Raw genomic sequence first — 18,992 nt, forward strand, 5'->3', positions numbered from 1 at the left:
TTACCGGCCCGCTTTTAACTTCTGGTAATACTCTTCGTAGAGGCGGCTGGCGTCGCCGACATCGTTCTGCCATTCGCCTTTGCTGATGGTTTCGGCATCCGGATAGAGCGATTTATCGTTAGCCACTTCAGGCTTCAGCAGCTTGCGTGCGGCGAGGTTTGGCGTCGGGTAGCCAATCGTCTCGGCAACCTGTTTCGCCACGTCCGGGCGCAGCAGGAAGTTAATCAGCTTATGCGCCCCTTCAACGTTTTTCGCATTGGCCGGAATAGACAGGCTGTCCATCCAGAAAATCCCACCTTCTTTCGGCCAGACCACCTCAAGCGGCGTACCGGCCTGACGGGCAACATACGCGGAGCCGTTCCAGACCATCCCCAGATTTACTTCGCCTTCCATATACGGGTTTGCCGGGTTATCAGAGTTGAATGCCGCCACGTTAGGCATCAGCTTTTTCAGCTCGGCATACGCCGCTTCAATCTCTTTAGGATCCGTCGTATTGCCCGAGTAGCCCAGCTTGCGCAGTGCCACCTGGAACACTTCGCGTGCGTCGTCGGTCAACAGCAGGCTGCCCTTGTATTCCGGTTTCCACAGATCGGCCCAGCTTGTCACCGATTTCGGTTCGACGGCCTCGCTGTTAACGCCAATCGCGGTTGCCCCCCAGATATACGGAATGGAGTAGTCGTTATTCGGGTCGAACGGCTTGTTGAGCATCTCAGGATCGAGGTTTGAAAAATGGGTAAGCTTCGTTTTGTCGATCTTCTGGATCATGCCCTCTTTGCGCATTTTGTCGACAAAGTAGGTGGAAGGAACCACCAGATCGTACGCGCCATCTTTGTAAGTTTTCAGCTTGGCGTACATGGTTTCATTCGACTCGTAGGTCGAGTAGATCACCTTGATGCCCGTCTCCTTTGTGAACTGTTCCAGCAGGCCCGGCGGCACGTACTCGGTCCAGTTGTAGAAGTAGAGCGTTTTGCTGTCATCAGCGTGCGCGGCACCCATGCCGAGCACCAGCGCCGCAGCGGCGAGCATTTTTTTCATTTCATTGTCCCCTGAGATTTTGTTTTATCACGAGCAATAACCTGGCTGGCGATCACCAGAACCAGCGAAAATACCAGCAGAATGGTCGCCAGCGCGTTCACCTCGGGTGAAACGCCGACTTTCACCATCGAATAGATTTTCAACGGCAGAATTTCATAGCTCGGCCCGGTCACGAAGGAGGAGACCACCACGTCATCCATCGACAGGGTAAAGCTCAGCAGCCATCCGGCCGCCACGGCGGGCATCGCCAGCGGCAGGATGATTTTGCGCAGGATGGTCATCTCGCTGGCGCCCAGATCTTTCGCCGCCTCCAGCATGCGCACGTCGAACCCTTTCAGGCGCGCAAAGACGGTCACCACCACAAACGGCAGGCAGAAGGTGATATGGGAAAACAGCAGCGACCAGAAGCCAAGCTGTACGCCCAGCAGCATAAACAGCACCAGCAGCGAAATCGCCATCACGATATCCGGCGACATCATCACCACAAACAGCATGCCGCTGACGAACGGTTTACCGCGAAAGCGGTAGCGGTAGAGCGCCACGGCGGTCAGTGAACCAATTAGCGTGGCGAAGGTGGCGGAGAAGATCGCCATCGTCAGCGAGTGCTGAGCGGCCTGCAGCAGGCTGTCGTTGTTCATCAGCAGGCTGTACCAGCTGGTGGTAAAGCCCTGCCAGTTAATCCCGAAGCGTGAGCTGTTAAACGAGTTCACGATCAAAATAACGATCGGGATATACAGGTAAGCGTAAATGGCGGTCATAAAACCGCCGCGAAGCAGTCGACTGATCATTCGAGTTCCACCTTCTTGTTCAGCAGCCGTGAAGCGCGCCAGTAGACCAGCAGCATCAGACCCATCACCACCGTCAGCGTGATGCTGGTGGCGGACCCGAACGGCCAGTCGCGAATGTTCAGGAACTGACTCTTGATCACATTCCCAATCAGCAGGTTTTTCGCGCCACCCATCAGGTCAGAAACGTAGAACAGACCCATGGCCGGAAGCATTACCAGCAAACAGCCCGCGATAATACCGGGCATGGTCAGCGGGATGATAATGCGGATAAAGGTCTGGAGCTTGTTGGCACCCAGATCTCTTGCCGCTTCCAGCAGCGGTTTATCCAGCTTCTCTATGCTGGAGTAGAGCGGCATTACCATAAACGGCAGCAGGATATAGACCAGGCCGATAATGACCGCGCTCGGGGTAAACATGATGCGGATCGGCGTATCAATCACCCCCAGCCACAGTAGAAACTCATTGAGGTAGCCTTTGGTGCTGAGGAAGATTTTCAGCCCGTAGATGCGGATTAACGAGTTGGTCCAGAATGGAACAATCAGTAAAAACAGCAGCAGGGGCCGCACCTTTTGCGGCAGGCCCGCGAGGAACCATGCGAAAGGATACCCGAGCACCAGGCAGGCAACGGTGGCAATTAGCGCCATATTGAGCGAGTGCAGCAGCACGTCAAAATAGAGCGGATCGAGCAGGCGCGCGTAGTTATCCAGCGTAAAGACCAGCGAAACGAAGTTAGCGTCGTCGCGGGTCAGGAAGCTGGTGGCAACGATCATCAGGTTGGGTAAAAAGACAAACAACACAAGCCAACCGACGATCGTGGCAATCACCACATTCTGGAACTTACTTGTGTTCTTCATCAGCCAGCACAACCTCCCAGCTTTCTACCCAGTTGACAACCATTTTCTGGTCGAGCGAGTGGTCGAAGTCAGGGTCGTCCTCGTTAAAGAACTCGCTGACCATCACCATTTTGCCGTTCTCCAGCTCGACGACAGACTCCAGGGTCATGCCTTTGTAGTTGCGCTCGCGGATATAGCCGATTAACCCTTCGGCCTCGGTATTGCCGTGGATTTCATCGACGCGCAGATCTTCCGGGCGCAGCAGAACGTTGAGCTTTTGTCCCTTCTCGACGGGGAAATTCACCGTGATATTGCATTCGCGTCCTTCGACGCTGGCGAGCACGCGCTGGTCGTCCAGACGTTCAATCACCGTGGCGTCAAAGATATTGATCTCGCCAATGAAGCTGGCGACAAACAGGTTCTTCGGCTCTTCGTAGATTTCGCGCGGCGTGCCGTCCTGCTCGATTTTGCCGTCGCGCATCACCACGATGCGGTCTGACATGGTCAGGGCTTCTTCCTGATCGTGGGTGACGAAGACAAAGGTAATGCCGAGCTTGCGCTGCAGGGCTTTGAGCTCGTTCTGCATCTGCTTGCGCAGCTTGTAATCCAGCGCGGAGAGGGATTCATCCAGCAGGAGCAGACGCGGCTTGTTAACCACGGCGCGGGCGATGGCCACGCGCTGCTGCTGGCCGCCGGAAAGCTGATGGGGTTTACGCTGGGCAAACGTCTCAAGCTGTACCATGCGCAGGGCGTCGGTGACGCGCGGTTCGATCTCATGCGCCGGTTTTTTTTGCATCCGCAGGCCAAACGCCACGTTTTCAAAAACGGTCATGTGCGGGAACAGGGCATAGCTCTGAAAGACGGTATTAACGTGGCGATCTTCGGCAGGAACCCGGGTAATGTCCTGGTTCTCTAGATGGATATGGCCGTTATCGACGCTTTCCAGCCCGGCGATAAGGCGCAGTACGGTTGTTTTGCCGCAGCCGGAGGGGCCAAGCAGCGTCAGAAACTCACCGTCATTGATGGTAAGAGTGAGGTCGGAAATAACGTCTTTGCCATCAAAACTTTTACGAATTCGTTCCAGTTTCACCAGCGGTGAACGGGTTTGTGTATTCAATTTTTGCGCTGTCCCATATAGACGCCTCAGGCAGCAGACTGAAGCGGGGTTTGTATGTAACCACCTTGGTGACTCGTAATGAGGGCGGACATTCTACGGCAATCCCCGGTAATCGCCAATCCTTGTCACTGATTCATAAGCTACATTTACTAACGCATAACGATATAAACGGAAAATATTCTCGTTTGCGGGATAAAAGTGACCTGACGCAATATTTGCGTTTTGATGCTTATTGATAATGTTGTCACAAAAAGTGAGGGTGACTGCATGGATAAATTACTTGAGCGTTTTTTACAGTACGTTTCGCTGGATACCCAATCTAAACCGGGTGTTCGCCAGGTGCCGAGCACCGAAGGCCAGTGGAAGCTATTAAACCTGCTGAAAGAGCAGCTTGACGCCATGGGGCTGGTCAACGTCACGTTAAGCGAGAAAGGCACTGTGATGGGAACGCTGCCGGCGAATGTCCCGGGTGACATTCCGGCGATTGGCTTTATCTCCCATGTCGACACCTCTCCTGATTTTAGCGGTAAAAATGTGAACCCGCAGATTGTGGAAAATTACCGCGGCGGCGACATTGCGCTGGGCATTGGCGACGAAGTGCTCTCGCCCGTGATGTTCCCGGTGCTGCATCAGCTGCTGGGCCAGACGCTGATCACCACCGACGGGAAAACTCTGCTGGGGGCGGATGACAAAGCGGGGATCGCGGAAATCATGACGGCGCTGGCGGTGCTGAAGGGCAAAGATATTCCGCACGGCGACATCCGCGTGGCCTTTACGCCGGATGAAGAGGTCGGCAAGGGCGCGAAGCACTTCGACGTGGACGCCTTTAACGCCCAGTGGGCCTACACCGTCGACGGTGGCGGCGTCGGTGAGCTGGAATATGAAAACTTCAATGCCGCGTCCGTCACGATCAAAATTGTCGGCAACAACGTTCATCCCGGTTCGGCGAAAGGCGTCATGGTGAACGCGCTGTCGCTGGCGTCGCGAATTCATGCGGAAGTCCCGGCGGAAGAGAGCCCCGAACAGACCGAGGGGTATGAAGGTTTCTATCACCTGACCAGCATCAAAGGCACCGTGGACAGCGCGCAGATGCACTACATCATCCGCGATTTCGACCGTAAAGCCTTTGAGGCGCGCAAGCGTAAGATGATGGAGATCGCCAAGAAGGTGGGTAAGGGCCTGCATCCCGACTGCTATATTGAGCTCATCATCGAAGACAGCTATTACAATATGCGCGAGAAGGTGATGGCGCATCCGCATATTCTCGATATCGCCCAGCAGGCGATGCGCGACTGCGATATTGAACCGACATTAAAACCGATTCGCGGCGGCACCGACGGCTCTCAGCTGTCATTCATGGGGCTACCGTGCCCGAACCTGTTTACCGGTGGTTACAACTACCATGGCAAGCATGAGTTTGTGACGCTGGAAGGAATGGAAAAAGCGGTGAAAGTGATAGTGCGGATAGCGGAGTTGACCGCGAAGCGGTAAGAAAAGCCCGGTGGCGAAGCGCCACCGGGCATTAAGGCGACTCAGTCCTCAAAGAACCAGTACCCGCTGTTAACCAGCGCGGCCAGCATCGCGAGGAAAGACGGGTCTTCCAGCGCATCGCCAAAGGTTTCGGCAGTCAGCACCAGATGGCTGGCAATGGCTTCCAGCGCCGGACGGTGCGGAGAGTCCAGCTTCTCGCCGTTGACGAATACCTCCTCACCAATGCGCAGCACGCGCAACCCGCCCAGACGTACCAGCTTGTCGCCCTGCTGGAGCGCATCATAAATCTCGTCAGCCTGATAAGGCGGCTCCGGTGGCGCAACGTCCAGCTCATGACGAGACTGGCTGATAAACTCGCCAAACCACTGACGGAAATGTTCCGGTTCGTTGATCAAATCCAGCATCATGCCGCGCAGCTTATCCAGCTCCGCGGGCAGGATATCGGCCGGATGCTCGCGTGCAGGCACATCGGGGTCGCTGTAACGATAGCTGCCCAGCTCGCGTTGCAGAACGTAGTCGGCAAATCCGCTGATCATCTCGCGGCCGCTTGGCGCGCGGAACCCCACGGAGTAGTTGAGGGAGTTTTCCAGCGAGTAACCCTCGTGAGGGAATCCAGGCGGAATGTAGAGAATATCGCCCGGCTCCAGCTCTTCGTCGATAATCCCTTCAAACGGATCAACCTGCAGCAGGTCCGGATGCGGGCAGTGCTGCTTCATAGGTACTTTTTCGCCCACGCGCCAGCGGCGGCGGCCCGTACCCTGAATGATGAATACGTCGTACTGGTCCAGATGCGGACCCACGCCGCCGCCAGGCACGGAGAAGGAGATCATCAGATCGTCCATGCGCCAGTCGGGCAGGGCGCGGAACGGACGCATTAAGGCGGCAGTTGGCTCGTGCCAGTGGTTGACCGCCTGCACCAGCAGAGACCAGTTGTTTTCACCGAGGTGATCGTAGCTTTCGAAAGGACCGTGGCTAACCTGCCATTTCCCGTCCTGGTGGCTGACCAGACGGCTGTCGACTTCGTTTTCCATGGCCAGACCGGCCAGCTCGTCAGGCGAGATGGGGTCGACAAAATTGCTGAACCCGCGTTTCAGAACCACCGGGCGTTTTTGCCAGTAACGTTCAATAAACTCGGGCCAGTTAAGCGTTAAGTGATAATCCATAATTTTTTTATTCCGCAGGCTCTTACTGACTCGGATTATAACGGAAGCTCAGCCCCCCGGCTGCGAGATCCTCGCATTTTTCACATAACGGGTTAACTATCGTTCGATGTGGGCTGCTGGCGACCAAAAATGACCTCCATTCTGGCGCCGCCCAGCAGGCTCTCGCTGGTTTCGATTTTCCCGTCGTACTGGTCGACAATCTCGCGCGCGACGGCTAATCCTACGCCCTGTCCTGGACGTAACGTATCGGCGCGCTGCCCGCGATCGAACACCACGTCACGCTTATTGCGCGGGATCCCCGGGCCATCATCCTCAACGATAATATGCAGCTCGGTTTCCGTCTGGCGCGCAGATACTTCCACGAACTCCAGGCAGTATTTGCAGGCGTTATCCAGCAGGTTACCCATCACTTCCATGAAGTCATTTTTTTCACCCACAAAGCTTATCTCTGGCGAGATATCGAGGCTGATATTCACCCCTTTACGCTGATACACCTTGTTGAGGGCAGACGTGAGGTTATCCAGAAGCGGGGCTACCGGGTGCAGCTCGCGGCTCAGAAGCGCGCTGCCGGAACGCATGCTGGCGCGATGCAGGTAATAGCCAATTTGCTGTGAAATACGGCTGATCTGTTCCAGCATCACCGGCTCGGCATCGTCGACGCTCAGCTTCGAACTGCGCATTGAACGGAGGGTACTTTGCATGACCGCGAGCGGGGTTTTCAGGCTGTGGGTCAGGTCGGTAAGCGTCGTACGGTATTTATCATAGCGTTCGCGTTCGCTTTTCAGCAGGCGGTTGAGGTTTCGCACCAGGCTGGTGAGCTCGCGCGTGGTTTCCGGGTTCAGCTTCTCGCGATGATGTTCCTCCAGCTCGCGAACCTCTTTCGCCAGTGATTCAATGGGGCGCAAGCTCCACCATGCTGCCACCCACAGCAGCGGGATCACCAGCAGGAGATTCGCAGCCAGAACATAGATGAACCAGCTCCAGACCATATAAGAACGCTTCAGCTCGACCGGAATGGTGTCGATCACCACAATGGTCAGCTGCGGCATGTTTAGCGTCGCCGGATAGAGGTTAATCGCGACGGAGTGCGTCATCTCCGTTTCGGCATTGTCGGCGCGGATCTCGTTCAGCTTTTGCTGCAGGGAGCGATCTTCACGGATCAGCGAGCTGGTGGTGTTGAGATCGGCTTCAATTTCATGAAACCCGTTGGTTCTGAGCCAGTCCGGACGAATGCTTTTGACCAGCCATGGGATGTCACGCTGCGCCCACAGTAGCTTGCCCTTTTCGTCATAAATCAGGGCCAGCGTTGGACTCTGCTGGTTGAGGTTTTCCGGCATTTCGACGGTGATTTGATTGTTTTCCCACTTCGCCAGGGTATAAAAAAGATTGCTTTCGCCACGCAGCAGCCGAAAGGTTGTTTTATCAAAGCTGACGCTATAGCCCACCAGGGCGACCATGCCGTAGGAGAGTGACAGCACCAGCACGACGGCGGCCGTTGCCAGTAAGAAACGAACCCTCAGGGAGAGGGGCAGAATGTGGCGCAAAATCACTCTCATTTAGCGTAATTCGAACAGGTAGCCCTGACCACGGACGGTGGTGATCACATCCTGCGGGTACTGCGCCTGAATTTTCTTGCGCAAACGCCCCATCAGCACGTCAATGGTATGGCTCTCGCGCAGTTCCGCATCAGGGTAAAGCTGGAGCATTAAGGAATCTTTGCTTACCACTTTGCCGTTGTTACGGATCAGCGTTTCCATAATGGTGTATTCGAAGGCGGTAAGCTTGATCACTTCATCATTGATCGCTAACTCCCGACGGGAAAGATCGACCTGGAAAGGCGGGATGGAAATAACCTGTGAGGCCAGCCCGCTATTGCGGCGTAACAGCGCCTGCATGCGCGCCGCCACCTCTTCAATATGAAACGGCTTGGTGACGTAATCATCCGCACCCGCGCTGAGCACTTCGACCTTATCCTGCCAGCCTTCACGGGCGGTCAGAACCAGAACCGGTAGGGAGACATCGTGGCTGCGCCAGCGGCGAATCAACGACAGACCGTCTTCGTCAGGCAGCCCTAAATCGACAATGGCGATATCCGGCAGGTGTTCATTGAGATAATAATCGGCTTCTTTTGCGTCTTCAGCATCGTCCACCTGATGTCCCATCTCCTGAAGCTGAACCTTCAGGTGATGACGTAGCAATGCGTTATCCTCAACAACCAGTACGCGCATCATCTCTTCTCCCTAAATAATTGGTATGAATAGTTTAACGCTGATTATGTTGTTTTGGGGATAAACATTGAGTAAACCGGGGAAAAGCATCCCCCTTTTCGGGCGAAAAGGGGGAGAGGGGCGTTACTTCAGCTCGTCAACCATGGTGATGGCGCGGCCAATGTAGTTCGCCGGGGTCATCGCCTTCAGGCGCGTTTTCTCTTCTTCCGGCAGCGCCAGACCGTCGATAAACTGCTTCATGCCTTCGGCGTCAACGCGTTTGCCGCGGGTCAGCTCTTTCAGCTTCTCATACGGTTTTTCGATACCGTAACGGCGCATCACGGTCTGGATTGGCTCCGCCAGAACTTCCCAGTTGTGATCCAGCTCGTCCAGCAGACGGTCACGGTTCACTTCCAGCTTGCTCACGCCTTTCAGGGTGGACTGATACGCGATCAGCGCATAGCCAATGCCCACGCCCAGGTTACGCAGTACGGTGGAGTCGGTCAGGTCGCGCTGCCAGCGGGATACCGGCAGTTTGCTCGCCATATGCTGCAGCACGGCGTTCGCCAGGCCCAGGTTGCCTTCTGAGTTTTCGAAGTCGATTGGGTTCACTTTGTGCGGCATGGTGGAAGAGCCGATTTCACCGGCGATGGTTTTCTGCTTGAAGTGGTTCAGGGCGATGTAGCCCCACACGTCACGATCGAAGTCGATCAGGATGGTGTTGAAGCGCGCAATGCAGTCAAACAGTTCGGCGATATAGTCGTGCGGCTCAATCTGGGTAGTGTACGGGTTCCACTGAATGCCCAGAGAGGTCACGAACTCTTCGCTGAACTGGTGCCAGTCCACTTCCGGGTAAGCGGCGATGTGGGCGTTATAGTTACCGACCGCGCCGTTGATTTTACCGAGGATCTCAACCTGTTCCAGCTGACGATACTGGCGCTCCATACGATACGCTACGTTGGCCATCTCTTTACCCATCGTGGACGGGGTGGCTGGCTGGCCGTGGGTACGGGAGAGCAGCGGAATGTCGCGGTATTCCACGGACAGCGCTTTCACCGCGTCGATGATTTTACGCCAGTAAGGCAGCACCACCTCTTTGCGCGCGGTGGAGAGCATCAGCGCATGGGACAGGTTGTTGATGTCTTCAGAGGTACAGGCGAAGTGGATGAACTCAGACACGGCGTGCAGCGCAGGAACGCTTTCTACTTTCTCTTTCAGGAAGTACTCAACCGCCTTAACATCGTGGTTGGTGGTGCGTTCAATGGTTTTAATGCGCGCGGCGTCTTGTTCGCTAAACTCGGCAACGATTTTATCAAGGTAATCGTTTGCCTTTTCGTCAAAAGCAGGAACTTCCTTGATTGCTGCCTGGGCGGCCAGCTTTTGCAGCCAGCGTACTTCAACCTGAACACGGAACTTCAGCAAACCATATTCGCTGAAGATCCCGCGCAGCGCGCTGACTTTATCGCCGTAGCGTCCATCGACAGGGGATACGGCGGTCAGTGAGGATAATTCCATAATTCGCAACTCCGGGAGGTTAACAATGAGCAAGAATTTGTTTTGCCTGAGTGGTCAGGCGATTACGAGAAAACATTAACTGCAGGCGGCCACCACCGACCTGGTGCCACAGCACGGCGGCGCGGATACCTGCCAGCAGGGACGCGCGCACTTTTGCCTGTACCTGCGGGCTTTGCAGCACGGCAGGGGACCCGGTGACCTGAATACGCGGGCCCAGCGGGCTGATGACGTCAACATAAATGCCGGCCATCGCGCTGAGCAGCGTTTCGGACTGCAGATCAAAATGGTCGAGCTGACGCTGTAACCCGGCAATGCGATCGCCCAGGGTATTAAGCGCGCCTTTTGCTGCGCTCAGCTTACGCTCCAGCACCATCAGGCTCAACGTGTAGCGGGTCAGCTCTGCGTTTAATCCCTGACGGCTGCTGGCGTTAAGCACGCCAAGCAGGGTTTCAAGACCGAGACGAAGATTGGTTTCACTGCCGCCGAACACGCCCAGGGTCGAGCCGGGGTTAAGATCGATAACGCTGTTCAGTGAAACGTGCAGGGCATCAGCGTCGCAATGACCCTGATGCGCGAGCTGTTGCACCAGACGGGCTGACTGGCAAATTCCCGCCAGCGCCAGGGTGATGTCATAATAGTTCTTCGCCACACGGTCTCCTTTATGTGTGCAATCGTATTAAACAGCAGGCAGCGGCAGGCGCTGTTCAATGATCCCGCCGCCCAGGCAGATCTCACCGCTGTAGAAGACAGCAGACTGACCTGGGGTGACGGCGGCAACCGGCTCGTCGAAGCGCACGTCAATGCGATCGTCATCGAGCGCGGTAACGGTGCAAGGAATATCGGTCTGACGGTAGCGTGTTTTCACCGTGCAGCGCAGCGTGCCTTTCAGCGGCTCACGATCGACCCAGTGCAGCTGCTGCGCGATCAGGCCAACGGACATCAGACGCGGATGGTCGTGACCCTGAGCAACAACCAGAATATTGTTTTCGACATCTTTGTCGACGACGTACCACGGATCTTCGCTACCTTCTTTCGTCCCGCCGATACCCAGGCCTTTACGCTGGCCTAAGGTGTGGTACATCAGCCCCTGGTGCTGGCCAATCTCTTCCCCGTCGACGGTGACAATTTTACCCGGCTGTGCGGGCAGGTAGCGCCCCAGGAAATCGCGGAATTTACGCTCGCCGATGAAGCAGATGCCGGTAGAGTCTTTTTTCTTCGCGGTGATCAGGTCCAGCTCTTCGGCGATTTTACGCACCTGCGGCTTTTCCAGCTCGCCGACCGGGAACAGGCTCTGGGCGATCTGCTCGTGGCTCAGCGTATAGAGGAAATAGCTTTGATCTTTGTTGCCGTCCAGACCGCGCAGCAGCTGGCTTTTACCATTCACGTCTGCACGACGCACGTAGTGGCCGGTCGCGATGTAGTCAGCGCCCAAATCTTCCGCGGCGAATTCCAGGAAGGCCTTAAATTTGATCTCTTTGTTGCACAGAATATCCGGGTTCGGCGTGCGGCCCGCTTTGTACTCTTCGAGGAACAGTTCAAAAACGTTGTCCCAGTATTCTGCGGCAAAGTTAACGGTGTGCAGTTCAATGCCGAGCTTATCGCATACGGCCTGCGCGTCGGCAAGATCCGCTGCGGCAGTGCAGTATTCCTCGCCATCATCTTCCTCCCAGTTCTTCATGAACAGGCCCTCCACCTTATAGCCCTGTTGCTGTAACAGGTAGGCGGAAACGGAGGAATCGACACCGCCGGACATGCCGACGATCACTTTTTTCTGGCTGTTATCTGACATGGAATACTCACGACATTGAACTTCAAGGCGGCGTATTCTATCACGCCCCCCCACCATTGGCACCCTCTGTAAACGGCCAGTTAAATGCGCCGATGACATCCAGCGGCAGGCGTGCGCCTGACTGCCAGCAGCGAATGCTTTCCGCAACCAGCGGGGAGCGCAGGTTTGGCGCGTTCAGGATCTCGTCGGCGGTGACCCACAGGCAGCGGTCTATATCGTCATCCTGCGGCTCAGTGGCGCACGTTTCGCTAAGCTCAACGGCGAATAAAAAGCGCAGGAATGGGGTGCTGTCGGGCGCAATCCACTGGTGCATACGGATGAAGTGCTGGGGTTCAGCGTGAATACCGGTCTCTTCCCACAGCTCGCGTTTCGCTGCCTGCAGCAGGGTCTCATTGGCTTCAAGGTGTCCGGCAGGCTGGTTCCACAGCGCTTTGCCGTTAATGCTCTCTTCGACAACCAGGAATTTACCCCGGGCGTGGACCACGCAGGCAACCGTAACATGAGGTTTAAACATCATTTCTCCTTAAGGGGTGACGTCGCGCCATTCGCCGTTTGCCAGCGTTTCCAGCGTGTAGCTGCCCATGGCGTAGCGAATCAGACGCAGGGTAGGGAAGCCGACATGTGCGGTCATGCGGCGAACCTGACGGTTGCGGCCTTCGTAAAGGGTGATTTTGAGCCAGCTTGTCGGGATGGATTTGCGTTCACGAATCGGCGGATTGCGCGGCCACAGCCACTCCGGTTCATTCACGCGTTCAATACCTGCGGGCAGGGTTGGGCCGTCGTTCAGCGTGACGCCTTTGCGCAATTTTTCCAGCGTTTGTTCGTCCGGCTCGCCTTCGACCTGGACGAAGTAAATTTTGCCGGTGCGTTTGCCCGGCTGCGTGAGCCTCGCCTGCAGCGCGCCGTCGTTGGTTAAGACCAGCAGGCCTTCGCTGTCGCGGTCCAGACGCCCGGCTGCGTAGACGCCCTGAACGGGAATAAAATCCTTCAGCGTGCTGCGCCCGGCTTCATCGGTAAACTGCGGCAAAACATCGTAGGGTTTATTGAACAAAATAATCCGCTTTGGCTGGGTTTCTTGCGGTCTTCTGGCGGCTTGTCGTGAGCTGAATCGCTCAACCCGGTGTTTTGTAAAAGAAGTTTTCTTCATGGTATTTTCAGGCGTTATCAATTGCCGCATTATAGCCTAATAACGAAGACCTTTCATGGCGCAGGACAATCAGGTACTATCGAAGGGCTCATTACAATTTATTAACATAAGATCAGTAACAACCAGAAGCGCTCGAAGGAGAGGTTAATGGAAAGCAAAGTAGTTGTTCCGGCGGAAGGTAAAAAGATCACCCTGCAAAACGGCAAGATTAACGTTCCTCACAATCCGATTATCCCGTTCATTGAAGGTGACGGAATCGGTGTAGACGTTACCCCGGCGATGCTGAAAGTGGTTGATGCCGCTGTTGAGAAAGCCTACAAAGGCGAGCGTAAAATTTCCTGGATGGAAATTTACACCGGTGAGAAATCTACTCAAGTTTATGGCCAGGACGTCTGGCTGCCAGCAGAAACGCTGGACCTGATCCGCGACTACCGCGTTGCTATTAAAGGCCCACTGACGACGCCAGTTGGCGGCGGTATCCGTTCCCTGAACGTGGCACTGCGTCAGGAGCTGGACCTGTACGTGTGTCTGCGTCCGGTTCGTTACTATCAGGGCACCCCAAGCCCGGTTAAGCACCCTGAACTGACCGATATGGTTATCTTCCGCGAAAACTCAGAAGACATCTACGCGGGTATCGAATGGAAAGCGGACTCTGCTGACGCAGAAAAAGTGATTAAATTCCTGCGCGAAGAGATGGGCGTGAAGAAAATTCGCTTCCCTGAGCATTGTGGTATCGGCATCAAGCCATGTTCCGAAGAAGGGACCAAGCGTCTGGTGCGTGCGGCGATTGAATACGCTATCACCAACGACCGCGACTCTGTGACCCTGGTTCACAAAGGCAACATCATGAAGTTCACCGAAGGCGCGTTCAAAGACTGGGGCTACCAGTTGGCGAAAGAAGAGTTCGGCGGTGAGCTGATCGACGGCGGCCCATGGCAGAAGATCAAGAACCCGAACACCGGCAAAGAGATCGTCATTAAAGATGTGATCGCCGATGCGTTCCTGCAGCAGATCCTGCTGCGTCCTGCAGAATACGACGTGATTGCCTGTATGAACCTGAACGGTGACTACATTTCTGACGCCCTGGCAGCGCAGGTTGGCGGTATCGGTATCGCCCCTGGCGCGAACATCGGTGATGAATGCGCCCTGTTCGAAGCGACACACGGTACTGCACCAAAATACGCGGGTCAGGACAAAGTGAACCCAGGCTCTATCATCCTGTCTGCAGAAATGATGCTGCGTCATATGGAATGGTTCGAAGCCGCAGACCTGATCGTTAAAGGTATGGAAGGCGCGATCAACGCGAAAACCGTAACTTACGATTTCGAACGTCTGATGGAAGGCGCTAAGCTGCTGAAATGCTCAGAGTTTGGCGACGCGATTATCGCGAACATGTAATCCAGATTCTGGGTTAAACAAGAGCGGGAACCGATTGGTTCCCGTTTTTATTATTAGTATTCGAAGGGTTATCAAAATTTTATCAAAATAGTTTATCAAAACATAAGGTTTTAGTAACATTATCTTAGTCACTTATAAGGAAAGAATCATGTCAGCTAATGATGCGAAAAAACTTGCGGACAAACTGTTCCCGATCATAAAAGATGATGATGTTGCAATAATTGATATCCCCCCCGAACAACGCCGCTTACACACAGAAACTTATGATTTCTCAATTTCGACACTTGTAGAATATCTTAGGAATGGCGCAGTTTTTATTCCCGAATTCCAACGTAAATACGTATGGAATCGTGGTCAAGCCTCAAGATTGATTGAATCATTGATTATACAATGCCCAATTCCAGTTATTTATCTTAACCAAGAGAAAGATGAAAAATTATCAGTTATTGATGGTAATCAACGACTCACTTCTATAAAGCTTTTTATAGAGGACGGCTTTGAATTACAGGGGTTGACAGCATACCCTGAATTAGAAGGGAATCTTTTTTCGTCACTAGATCCGCGTTTTAGACGACACATTTTGAACCGCACTTTAAGATGTATAACAATTCTTAAAGAAACTCACCCTCAAATTAAAATTGATGTATTTGAAAGAATCAATACTGGTGCGGTACAGTTAAATCCACAAGAAATTCGACACGGCGTTTATCATGGGCCGTTATTTACCATGATTGATGAAATTAGCGAAGAAAAAGTTTGGATGGATTTAGTTGGAATGAAAAACGATACGCGAATGAAAAATAATGAGCTTGTTTTGAGAGCATTCGCGCTATCATATTCAGAACATCCGTATAGAAAACCTCTTAAGCGGTTCCTGAATAACTTTAGCGCTGATTTTAAAGATGTCTCCACAGAAAGAGTTCTCGAGTGGAAGAGTCAGTTTTTGACAGCACTAAATAATATAAATAAATTATTTGGGAAAAAAGCTTTTAGAGTATTAAACCCTAACTTAGAACCACAGGTTAAAAACTTCAACTCTGCTCTTTTTGATGCTGTTATTGTTGCATTTATGACTGGAGATTATAATCGTAACCGTATCCAAAACTTAAGTGAACCGGAGCGTATCGCTTTTCTTACGCGTTTCCAACAGGTTTTATCTGACCAAAGATTTGAAGAGTCAATAACATCTGGTACTAGTGCAACGCAGCTAGTGACGCACCGTATAAATACAATGAAAAACTTTATACAAGAGTGTTTTCAATAATGGCATATGTTAAAAGTGCTGCTAGGAAAGATTTTGAGAACATATATAATACTCTACTCGAACAGGCTGTTTTTGCCTCTAAGCAGAAACAATTGAGAGCAGATATCATACAGTGCGTTTATAATAATGCTATTTTCAGACTTTCTGCTGCGTTTGAAGATTATATTAAAGCGATTTTTGAAGACTGGATCGATATGCTAGAAAAGCATGATGGGTGTTTGTCAGATTTGCCAGAAGAGTCAGTGTCTTATGCACTTTTGAAACATCATGAAAATATGTTTCTCCAGTTCTTGTTAAATGGTTCGGAAGGAAAAGTTATTAATGAAATCTCAACAAAAAAAATCTTGACAAAAAAACTATGTCTTGAGGGTTCGCCTGTAAAAGACTTAATTAAAACGAATCAACTTGTAATGGATAAAAAATATCCGTCACAAAAAAACCTCAAACAACTATTTAACCGCTTCGGATTTAAAGATATATTTAAAGACATGGCAGTCAAAGGAAAGAAAGACTACAAGTTATTATTGCAGTCTTTTTCAGATAGCAGAACAGAGCTAGCACATTCGTATTCTTCTATGCCAATGAGTAAGCAGACAGTTAAAGATAATTTTAATAATGTTTATGAGATCGTTAGGGTTATTGATAGAGTTCTTTATTCACACGTTTGTAACAAAAGTGGAAGTAGGTATTGGAAAGTTGCATCTTTAGCTCTCTAACTGTTGATGATATAACACCAACCCTTACCACGATCATCATGATAGTGGGCTGTTTGTTTAGGTGACTTGATCTGCCCCCAGGAGTAGATACAACATTCAGCTAGTAATGTCGGTTGGTTTTTCTTCATATTTCCTGTTTCGCCAGTCCGTTGCGAATTCAGCTGGTGTCTGGTAATCCAGCGATGAATGGGGACGGCTCTCGTTATAATCCTGCCGCCAGTCATTAATCGTTTTCCGGGCATGAAGAATATCGCTGAACCAGTGTTCATTCAGACACTCATCGCGAAAGCGTCCGTTAAAACTCTCAATAAATCCGTTATGCGTTGGCTTACCAGGCTGGATAAGCCGTAGTGCCACACCATGCTCAAAGGCCCATTGATCGAGTGCGCGGCAGGTAAATTCCGGGCCCTGATCGGTTCTTATTGTCGCCGGATAGCCCCGAAACAGCTCGATGCTGTCCAGAATACGCGTGACATGAACGCCTGAAATACCAAAAGCAGCCGTGATCGTCAGACACTCCTTCGTGAAATCATCCACACAGGTCAGGCACTTGATCCTCCGACCGTTGGCCAGTGCGTCCATAACGAAATCCATCGACCATGTCAGGTTCGGCGCATCCGGGCGCAGAAGCGGAAACCGTTCGGTTGCTAGCCCTTTACGGCGTCGTCTGCGTTTTACGCTCAGTCCATTAAGGTGGTAAATACGGTATACCCGCTTGTGATTGACGTGAAGGCCCTCCCGACGCAGCAGCTGCCAGATGCGGCGGTAGCCAAAACGCCTGCGCTCCAGTGCCAGCTCAGTGATGCGCCCTGATAAATGCGCATCAACTGCCGGACGCTGAGCCTCATAGCGGCAGGTCGACAGGGACAAACCCGTAAGCCTGCAGGCACGACGTTGCGACAGACCGGTCGCATCACACATAAACTCAACCGCTTCCCGCTTCTGGCCTGTCGTTAGTACTTTCGCCCCAGAGCCACCTGAAGTGCGTCCTTATCCAACATGGCTTCGGCAAGTAGCTTCTTGAGGCGAGCGTTCTCCTCTTCAAGAGATTTAAGCCGCTTCACCTCAGGAACTTCCATGCCACCAAACTTCTTGCGCCAGGTGTAGAAAGTGGTATCGGAAATGGCGTGCTTACGGCAGAGCTCACGGGCAGAAACTCCGGCTTCCGCTTCGCGAAGAATACTGATGATCTGTTCGTCGGAAAAACGCTTCTTCATGGGGATGTCCTCATGTGGCTTATGAAGACATTACTAACATCGGGGTGTATTAATCAACGGGGAGCAGGTCAATGTTACGGTACTCGGCGTTCTTACATATACGCTTAACTAGGTTAAAGACGATAAATGGCCTGTAATGTAGCGTGTAAATACCGGTGGTTATTCCCCCATTTTTCCCCAATGATTCCCCGAACAAAATTTAAACATAAAAAAACCAGCCATAAGAGGCTGGTTTTCAATGTGTTTTTGGTCGGCACGAGAGGATTTGAACCTCCGACCCCCGACACCCCATGGTAGTGCAACAGCAATGATTACAGAGACTCGAACCACTTTATATGGTCAATTACAGTAGAAACAGTCATTTTAGTGGCTTGGCTGTTAGCCTGTGTTGTGGCGGTAACACGCCCACGAGATTGTTTCTCTTGTAACACGCGTTTTCTGTCAGCTAATGACGCAACAACTTGTTTTTGTGCTTTTTCGATGTACATGACATGTATCTCCCTCAAAGTTTCAATAAGGGTAGTTTCAAGATCCGTAAAATAATTTTGGTTTAATGGTAGCATTGTCCCATGGGCCGCATGGTTTTGCACCCATTCAAGTTTGTGCACTTTACCACCAGAACATACATCTTGGCTATAAGCATAATTCATTGCACAGACAATGCCACAAGAATGAGCAAAAGTTCTCGGTGGAACTTTGTTCCTTTTTTTACGGCTATAGACGCTAGCATGATAGTAGAAAGAACCTGCATAGTAGCCGCCACTGCCAAAGGAGTATATGCCATTCCCTTTATAATCAGGGTAATAGGTATGAGCTTTTGACTTCAGAACGCCGTTAGACAGTAAGAAAGTTATTGAGTCATAGTCAAGCTCGAAGTGATCCTCATACATTTTAAAAAGGGTAAAAAATTGCGGAGGAGAGATCAGTTGACTGAGAAAAGCCTGATGAAGAACAATTGCAATATGACTTCCCGCCTGTAGTGTCACTAGCATCTCACCAGTGCTAGGCGATTTATGAAAAACGTACTTACTTTCGCGTATATCTTTGATCTCATTGCCATTTATTGACCATCTTGAATCGCAAGCAGCAAAAACACCCGGTTTGTAAAATACGGTAGTCATTAAGAGATCCGCTTATTCTTTTAATCATCGTAGTTTTAAGGTTTTTTGTAATCAAAGTCTAATCCTTTTTACAAAAAAGTGTTGGTTTTCAGCATGTTCTATAATGATTAAGGGATTGGAAATTCAATTTCCCTTTTTTTTCATTAAGTTACATGCTAGCTGTTGTGAATGTTGCTGAGAGATCCTCTTAC

The 18,992-nt window shown here is 52.0% G+C and carries 18 protein-coding genes; 4 read left to right on the forward strand and 14 right to left on the reverse strand.

Features of this window, described 5'->3' with window-relative positions; translation table 11 throughout:
• Genes potD through potA form a run of 4 tightly spaced genes read right to left on the reverse strand, consistent with a single transcriptional unit; the run spans position 1 to position 3,803 of the window.
• On the reverse strand, positions 1-1,035 hold the full coding sequence (gene potD / locus PUP35_RS08310) for a spermidine/putrescine ABC transporter substrate-binding protein PotD (protein WP_274242657.1): 1,035 nt from the start codon (positions 1,033-1,035) through the stop codon (positions 1-3).
• Positions 1,032-1,823: a spermidine/putrescine ABC transporter permease PotC gene (gene potC, locus PUP35_RS08315; RefSeq protein WP_274242659.1), complete on the reverse strand. Its 792-nt coding sequence runs from the start codon at positions 1,821-1,823 to the stop codon at positions 1,032-1,034. The genes potD and potC overlap by 4 nt, the downstream gene beginning before the upstream one ends.
• On the reverse strand, positions 1,820-2,677 hold the full coding sequence (gene potB, locus PUP35_RS08320) for a spermidine/putrescine ABC transporter permease PotB (protein ID WP_274242661.1): 858 nt from the start codon (positions 2,675-2,677) through the stop codon (positions 1,820-1,822). Before potB ends, potC begins: the two co-directional genes overlap by 4 nt.
• Positions 2,661-3,803, reverse strand: coding sequence for a spermidine/putrescine ABC transporter ATP-binding protein PotA (gene potA / locus PUP35_RS08325; protein WP_271367689.1), 1,143 nt, complete (start codon positions 3,801-3,803; stop codon positions 2,661-2,663). Before potA ends, potB begins: the two co-directional genes overlap by 17 nt.
• A 237-nt stretch (positions 3,804-4,040) precedes the next feature.
• Here potA and pepT point away from each other — a divergent pair, with 237 nt between their 5' ends.
• Positions 4,041-5,264 carry a peptidase T gene (gene pepT / locus PUP35_RS08330; RefSeq protein ID WP_133294179.1) on the forward strand — a complete coding sequence of 408 codons (1,224 nt, stop codon included), beginning with the start codon at positions 4,041-4,043 and terminating at the stop codon, positions 5,262-5,264.
• 41 nt (positions 5,265-5,305) lie between these two features.
• Here the strand turns inward: pepT and PUP35_RS08335 are convergent, their stop codons facing one another.
• From PUP35_RS08335 to rluE, 8 genes are all read right to left on the reverse strand, one after another.
• Positions 5,306-6,427, reverse strand: a complete 1,122-nt coding sequence (locus PUP35_RS08335; RefSeq protein ID WP_063955840.1) for a ribosomal protein uL16 3-hydroxylase — start codon at positions 6,425-6,427, stop codon at positions 5,306-5,308.
• A gap of 92 nt (positions 6,428-6,519) precedes the next feature.
• Positions 6,520-7,983 carry a two-component system sensor histidine kinase PhoQ gene (phoQ, locus tag PUP35_RS08340; protein WP_274242666.1) on the reverse strand — a complete coding sequence of 488 codons (1,464 nt, stop codon included), beginning with the start codon at positions 7,981-7,983 and terminating at the stop codon, positions 6,520-6,522.
• Entirely contained in the window at positions 7,984-8,655 is a 672-nt protein-coding gene (gene phoP / locus PUP35_RS08345) for a two-component system response regulator PhoP (protein ID WP_028019015.1), read from the reverse strand.
• Between the two features lie 123 nt (positions 8,656-8,778).
• Positions 8,779-10,149, reverse strand: a complete 1,371-nt coding sequence (gene purB, locus PUP35_RS08350; protein ID WP_008500757.1) for an adenylosuccinate lyase — start codon at positions 10,147-10,149, stop codon at positions 8,779-8,781.
• A gap of 19 nt (positions 10,150-10,168) precedes the next feature.
• Complete coding sequence (gene hflD / locus PUP35_RS08355) at positions 10,169-10,798, reverse strand: high frequency lysogenization protein HflD (RefSeq protein ID WP_013097081.1); 630 nt, start codon at positions 10,796-10,798, stop codon at positions 10,169-10,171.
• A gap of 27 nt (positions 10,799-10,825) precedes the next feature.
• Positions 10,826-11,938 (reverse strand): tRNA 2-thiouridine(34) synthase MnmA, encoded by a 1,113-nt coding sequence (gene mnmA / locus PUP35_RS08360; RefSeq protein WP_021241033.1) that lies wholly within the window; start codon positions 11,936-11,938, stop codon positions 10,826-10,828.
• A gap of 40 nt (positions 11,939-11,978) precedes the next feature.
• Positions 11,979-12,452, reverse strand: coding sequence for an NUDIX hydrolase (locus tag PUP35_RS08365; protein ID WP_008500754.1), 474 nt, complete (start codon positions 12,450-12,452; stop codon positions 11,979-11,981).
• Positions 12,453-12,461: 9 nt separating this feature from the next.
• Positions 12,462-13,115 carry a 23S rRNA pseudouridine(2457) synthase RluE gene (rluE, locus tag PUP35_RS08370; protein WP_274242672.1) on the reverse strand — a complete coding sequence of 218 codons (654 nt, stop codon included), beginning with the start codon at positions 13,113-13,115 and terminating at the stop codon, positions 12,462-12,464.
• A gap of 117 nt (positions 13,116-13,232) precedes the next feature.
• On the opposite strand from rluE, the gene icd reads away from it, so the two are divergent.
• From icd to PUP35_RS08385, 3 genes are all read left to right on the forward strand, one after another.
• On the forward strand, positions 13,233-14,483 hold the full coding sequence (gene icd / locus PUP35_RS08375; protein WP_023292761.1) for an NADP-dependent isocitrate dehydrogenase: 1,251 nt from the start codon (positions 13,233-13,235) through the stop codon (positions 14,481-14,483).
• 148 nt (positions 14,484-14,631) lie between these two features.
• Positions 14,632-15,747 (forward strand): DUF262 domain-containing protein, encoded by a 1,116-nt coding sequence (locus PUP35_RS08380; protein ID WP_274242675.1) that lies wholly within the window; start codon positions 14,632-14,634, stop codon positions 15,745-15,747.
• Positions 15,747-16,463 carry a HEPN domain-containing protein gene (locus tag PUP35_RS08385; RefSeq protein ID WP_274242678.1) on the forward strand — a complete coding sequence of 239 codons (717 nt, stop codon included), beginning with the start codon at positions 15,747-15,749 and terminating at the stop codon, positions 16,461-16,463. Before PUP35_RS08380 ends, PUP35_RS08385 begins: the two co-directional genes overlap by 1 nt.
• A 96-nt stretch (positions 16,464-16,559) precedes the next feature.
• Here PUP35_RS08385 and PUP35_RS08390 read toward each other — a convergent pair.
• Both PUP35_RS08390 and PUP35_RS08395 read right to left on the reverse strand, forming a co-directional pair.
• Positions 16,560-17,680 (reverse strand): IS3 family transposase gene (locus tag PUP35_RS08390; RefSeq protein WP_274242680.1). Its coding sequence is split into 2 segments (ribosomal slippage): positions 16,560-17,422 and positions 17,422-17,680, totalling 1,122 coding nucleotides; the frame shifts between segments, so codons are not numbered across the junction.
• 311 nt (positions 17,681-17,991) lie between these two features.
• Positions 17,992-18,801 (reverse strand): hypothetical protein, encoded by an 810-nt coding sequence (locus tag PUP35_RS08395; RefSeq protein ID WP_274242682.1) that lies wholly within the window; start codon positions 18,799-18,801, stop codon positions 17,992-17,994.
• Between the last annotated feature and the right edge of the window lie 191 nt (positions 18,802-18,992).

The organism is Enterobacter sp. S-33 (assembly GCF_028735835.1).
Lineage (GTDB): Bacteria > Pseudomonadota > Gammaproteobacteria > Enterobacterales > Enterobacteriaceae > Enterobacter > Enterobacter vonholyi.

What these genes read in the sequence shown, in the direction of transcription:
- potD (WP_274242657.1), bottom strand. Translation starts at nt 1,035, where the DNA reads ATGAAAAAAATGCTCGCCGCTGCGGCGCTGGTGCTCGGCATGGGTGCC.
- potC (WP_274242659.1), bottom strand. Translation starts at nt 1,823, where the DNA reads ATGATCAGTCGACTGCTTCGCGGCGGTTTTATGACCGCCATTTACGCT.
- potB (WP_274242661.1), bottom strand. Translation starts at nt 2,677, where the DNA reads ATGAAGAACACAAGTAAGTTCCAGAATGTGGTGATTGCCACGATCGTC.
- pepT (WP_133294179.1), top strand. Translation starts at nt 4,041, where the DNA reads ATGGATAAATTACTTGAGCGTTTTTTACAGTACGTTTCGCTGGATACC.
- PUP35_RS08335 (WP_063955840.1), bottom strand. Translation starts at nt 6,427, where the DNA reads ATGGATTATCACTTAACGCTTAACTGGCCCGAGTTTATTGAACGTTAC.
- phoQ (WP_274242666.1), bottom strand. Translation starts at nt 7,983, where the DNA reads ATGAGAGTGATTTTGCGCCACATTCTGCCCCTCTCCCTGAGGGTTCGT.
- phoP (WP_028019015.1), bottom strand. Translation starts at nt 8,655, where the DNA reads ATGCGCGTACTGGTTGTTGAGGATAACGCATTGCTACGTCATCACCTG.
- purB (WP_008500757.1), bottom strand. Translation starts at nt 10,149, where the DNA reads ATGGAATTATCCTCACTGACCGCCGTATCCCCTGTCGATGGACGCTAC.
- mnmA (WP_021241033.1), bottom strand. Translation starts at nt 11,938, where the DNA reads ATGTCAGATAACAGCCAGAAAAAAGTGATCGTCGGCATGTCCGGCGGT.
- PUP35_RS08365 (WP_008500754.1), bottom strand. Translation starts at nt 12,452, where the DNA reads ATGTTTAAACCTCATGTTACGGTTGCCTGCGTGGTCCACGCCCGGGGT.
- rluE (WP_274242672.1), bottom strand. Translation starts at nt 13,115, where the DNA reads ATGCGGCAATTGATAACGCCTGAAAATACCATGAAGAAAACTTCTTTT.
- icd (WP_023292761.1), top strand. Translation starts at nt 13,233, where the DNA reads ATGGAAAGCAAAGTAGTTGTTCCGGCGGAAGGTAAAAAGATCACCCTG.
- PUP35_RS08380 (WP_274242675.1), top strand. Translation starts at nt 14,632, where the DNA reads ATGTCAGCTAATGATGCGAAAAAACTTGCGGACAAACTGTTCCCGATC.
- PUP35_RS08385 (WP_274242678.1), top strand. Translation starts at nt 15,747, where the DNA reads ATGGCATATGTTAAAAGTGCTGCTAGGAAAGATTTTGAGAACATATAT.
- PUP35_RS08395 (WP_274242682.1), bottom strand. Translation starts at nt 18,801, where the DNA reads ATGACTACCGTATTTTACAAACCGGGTGTTTTTGCTGCTTGCGATTCA.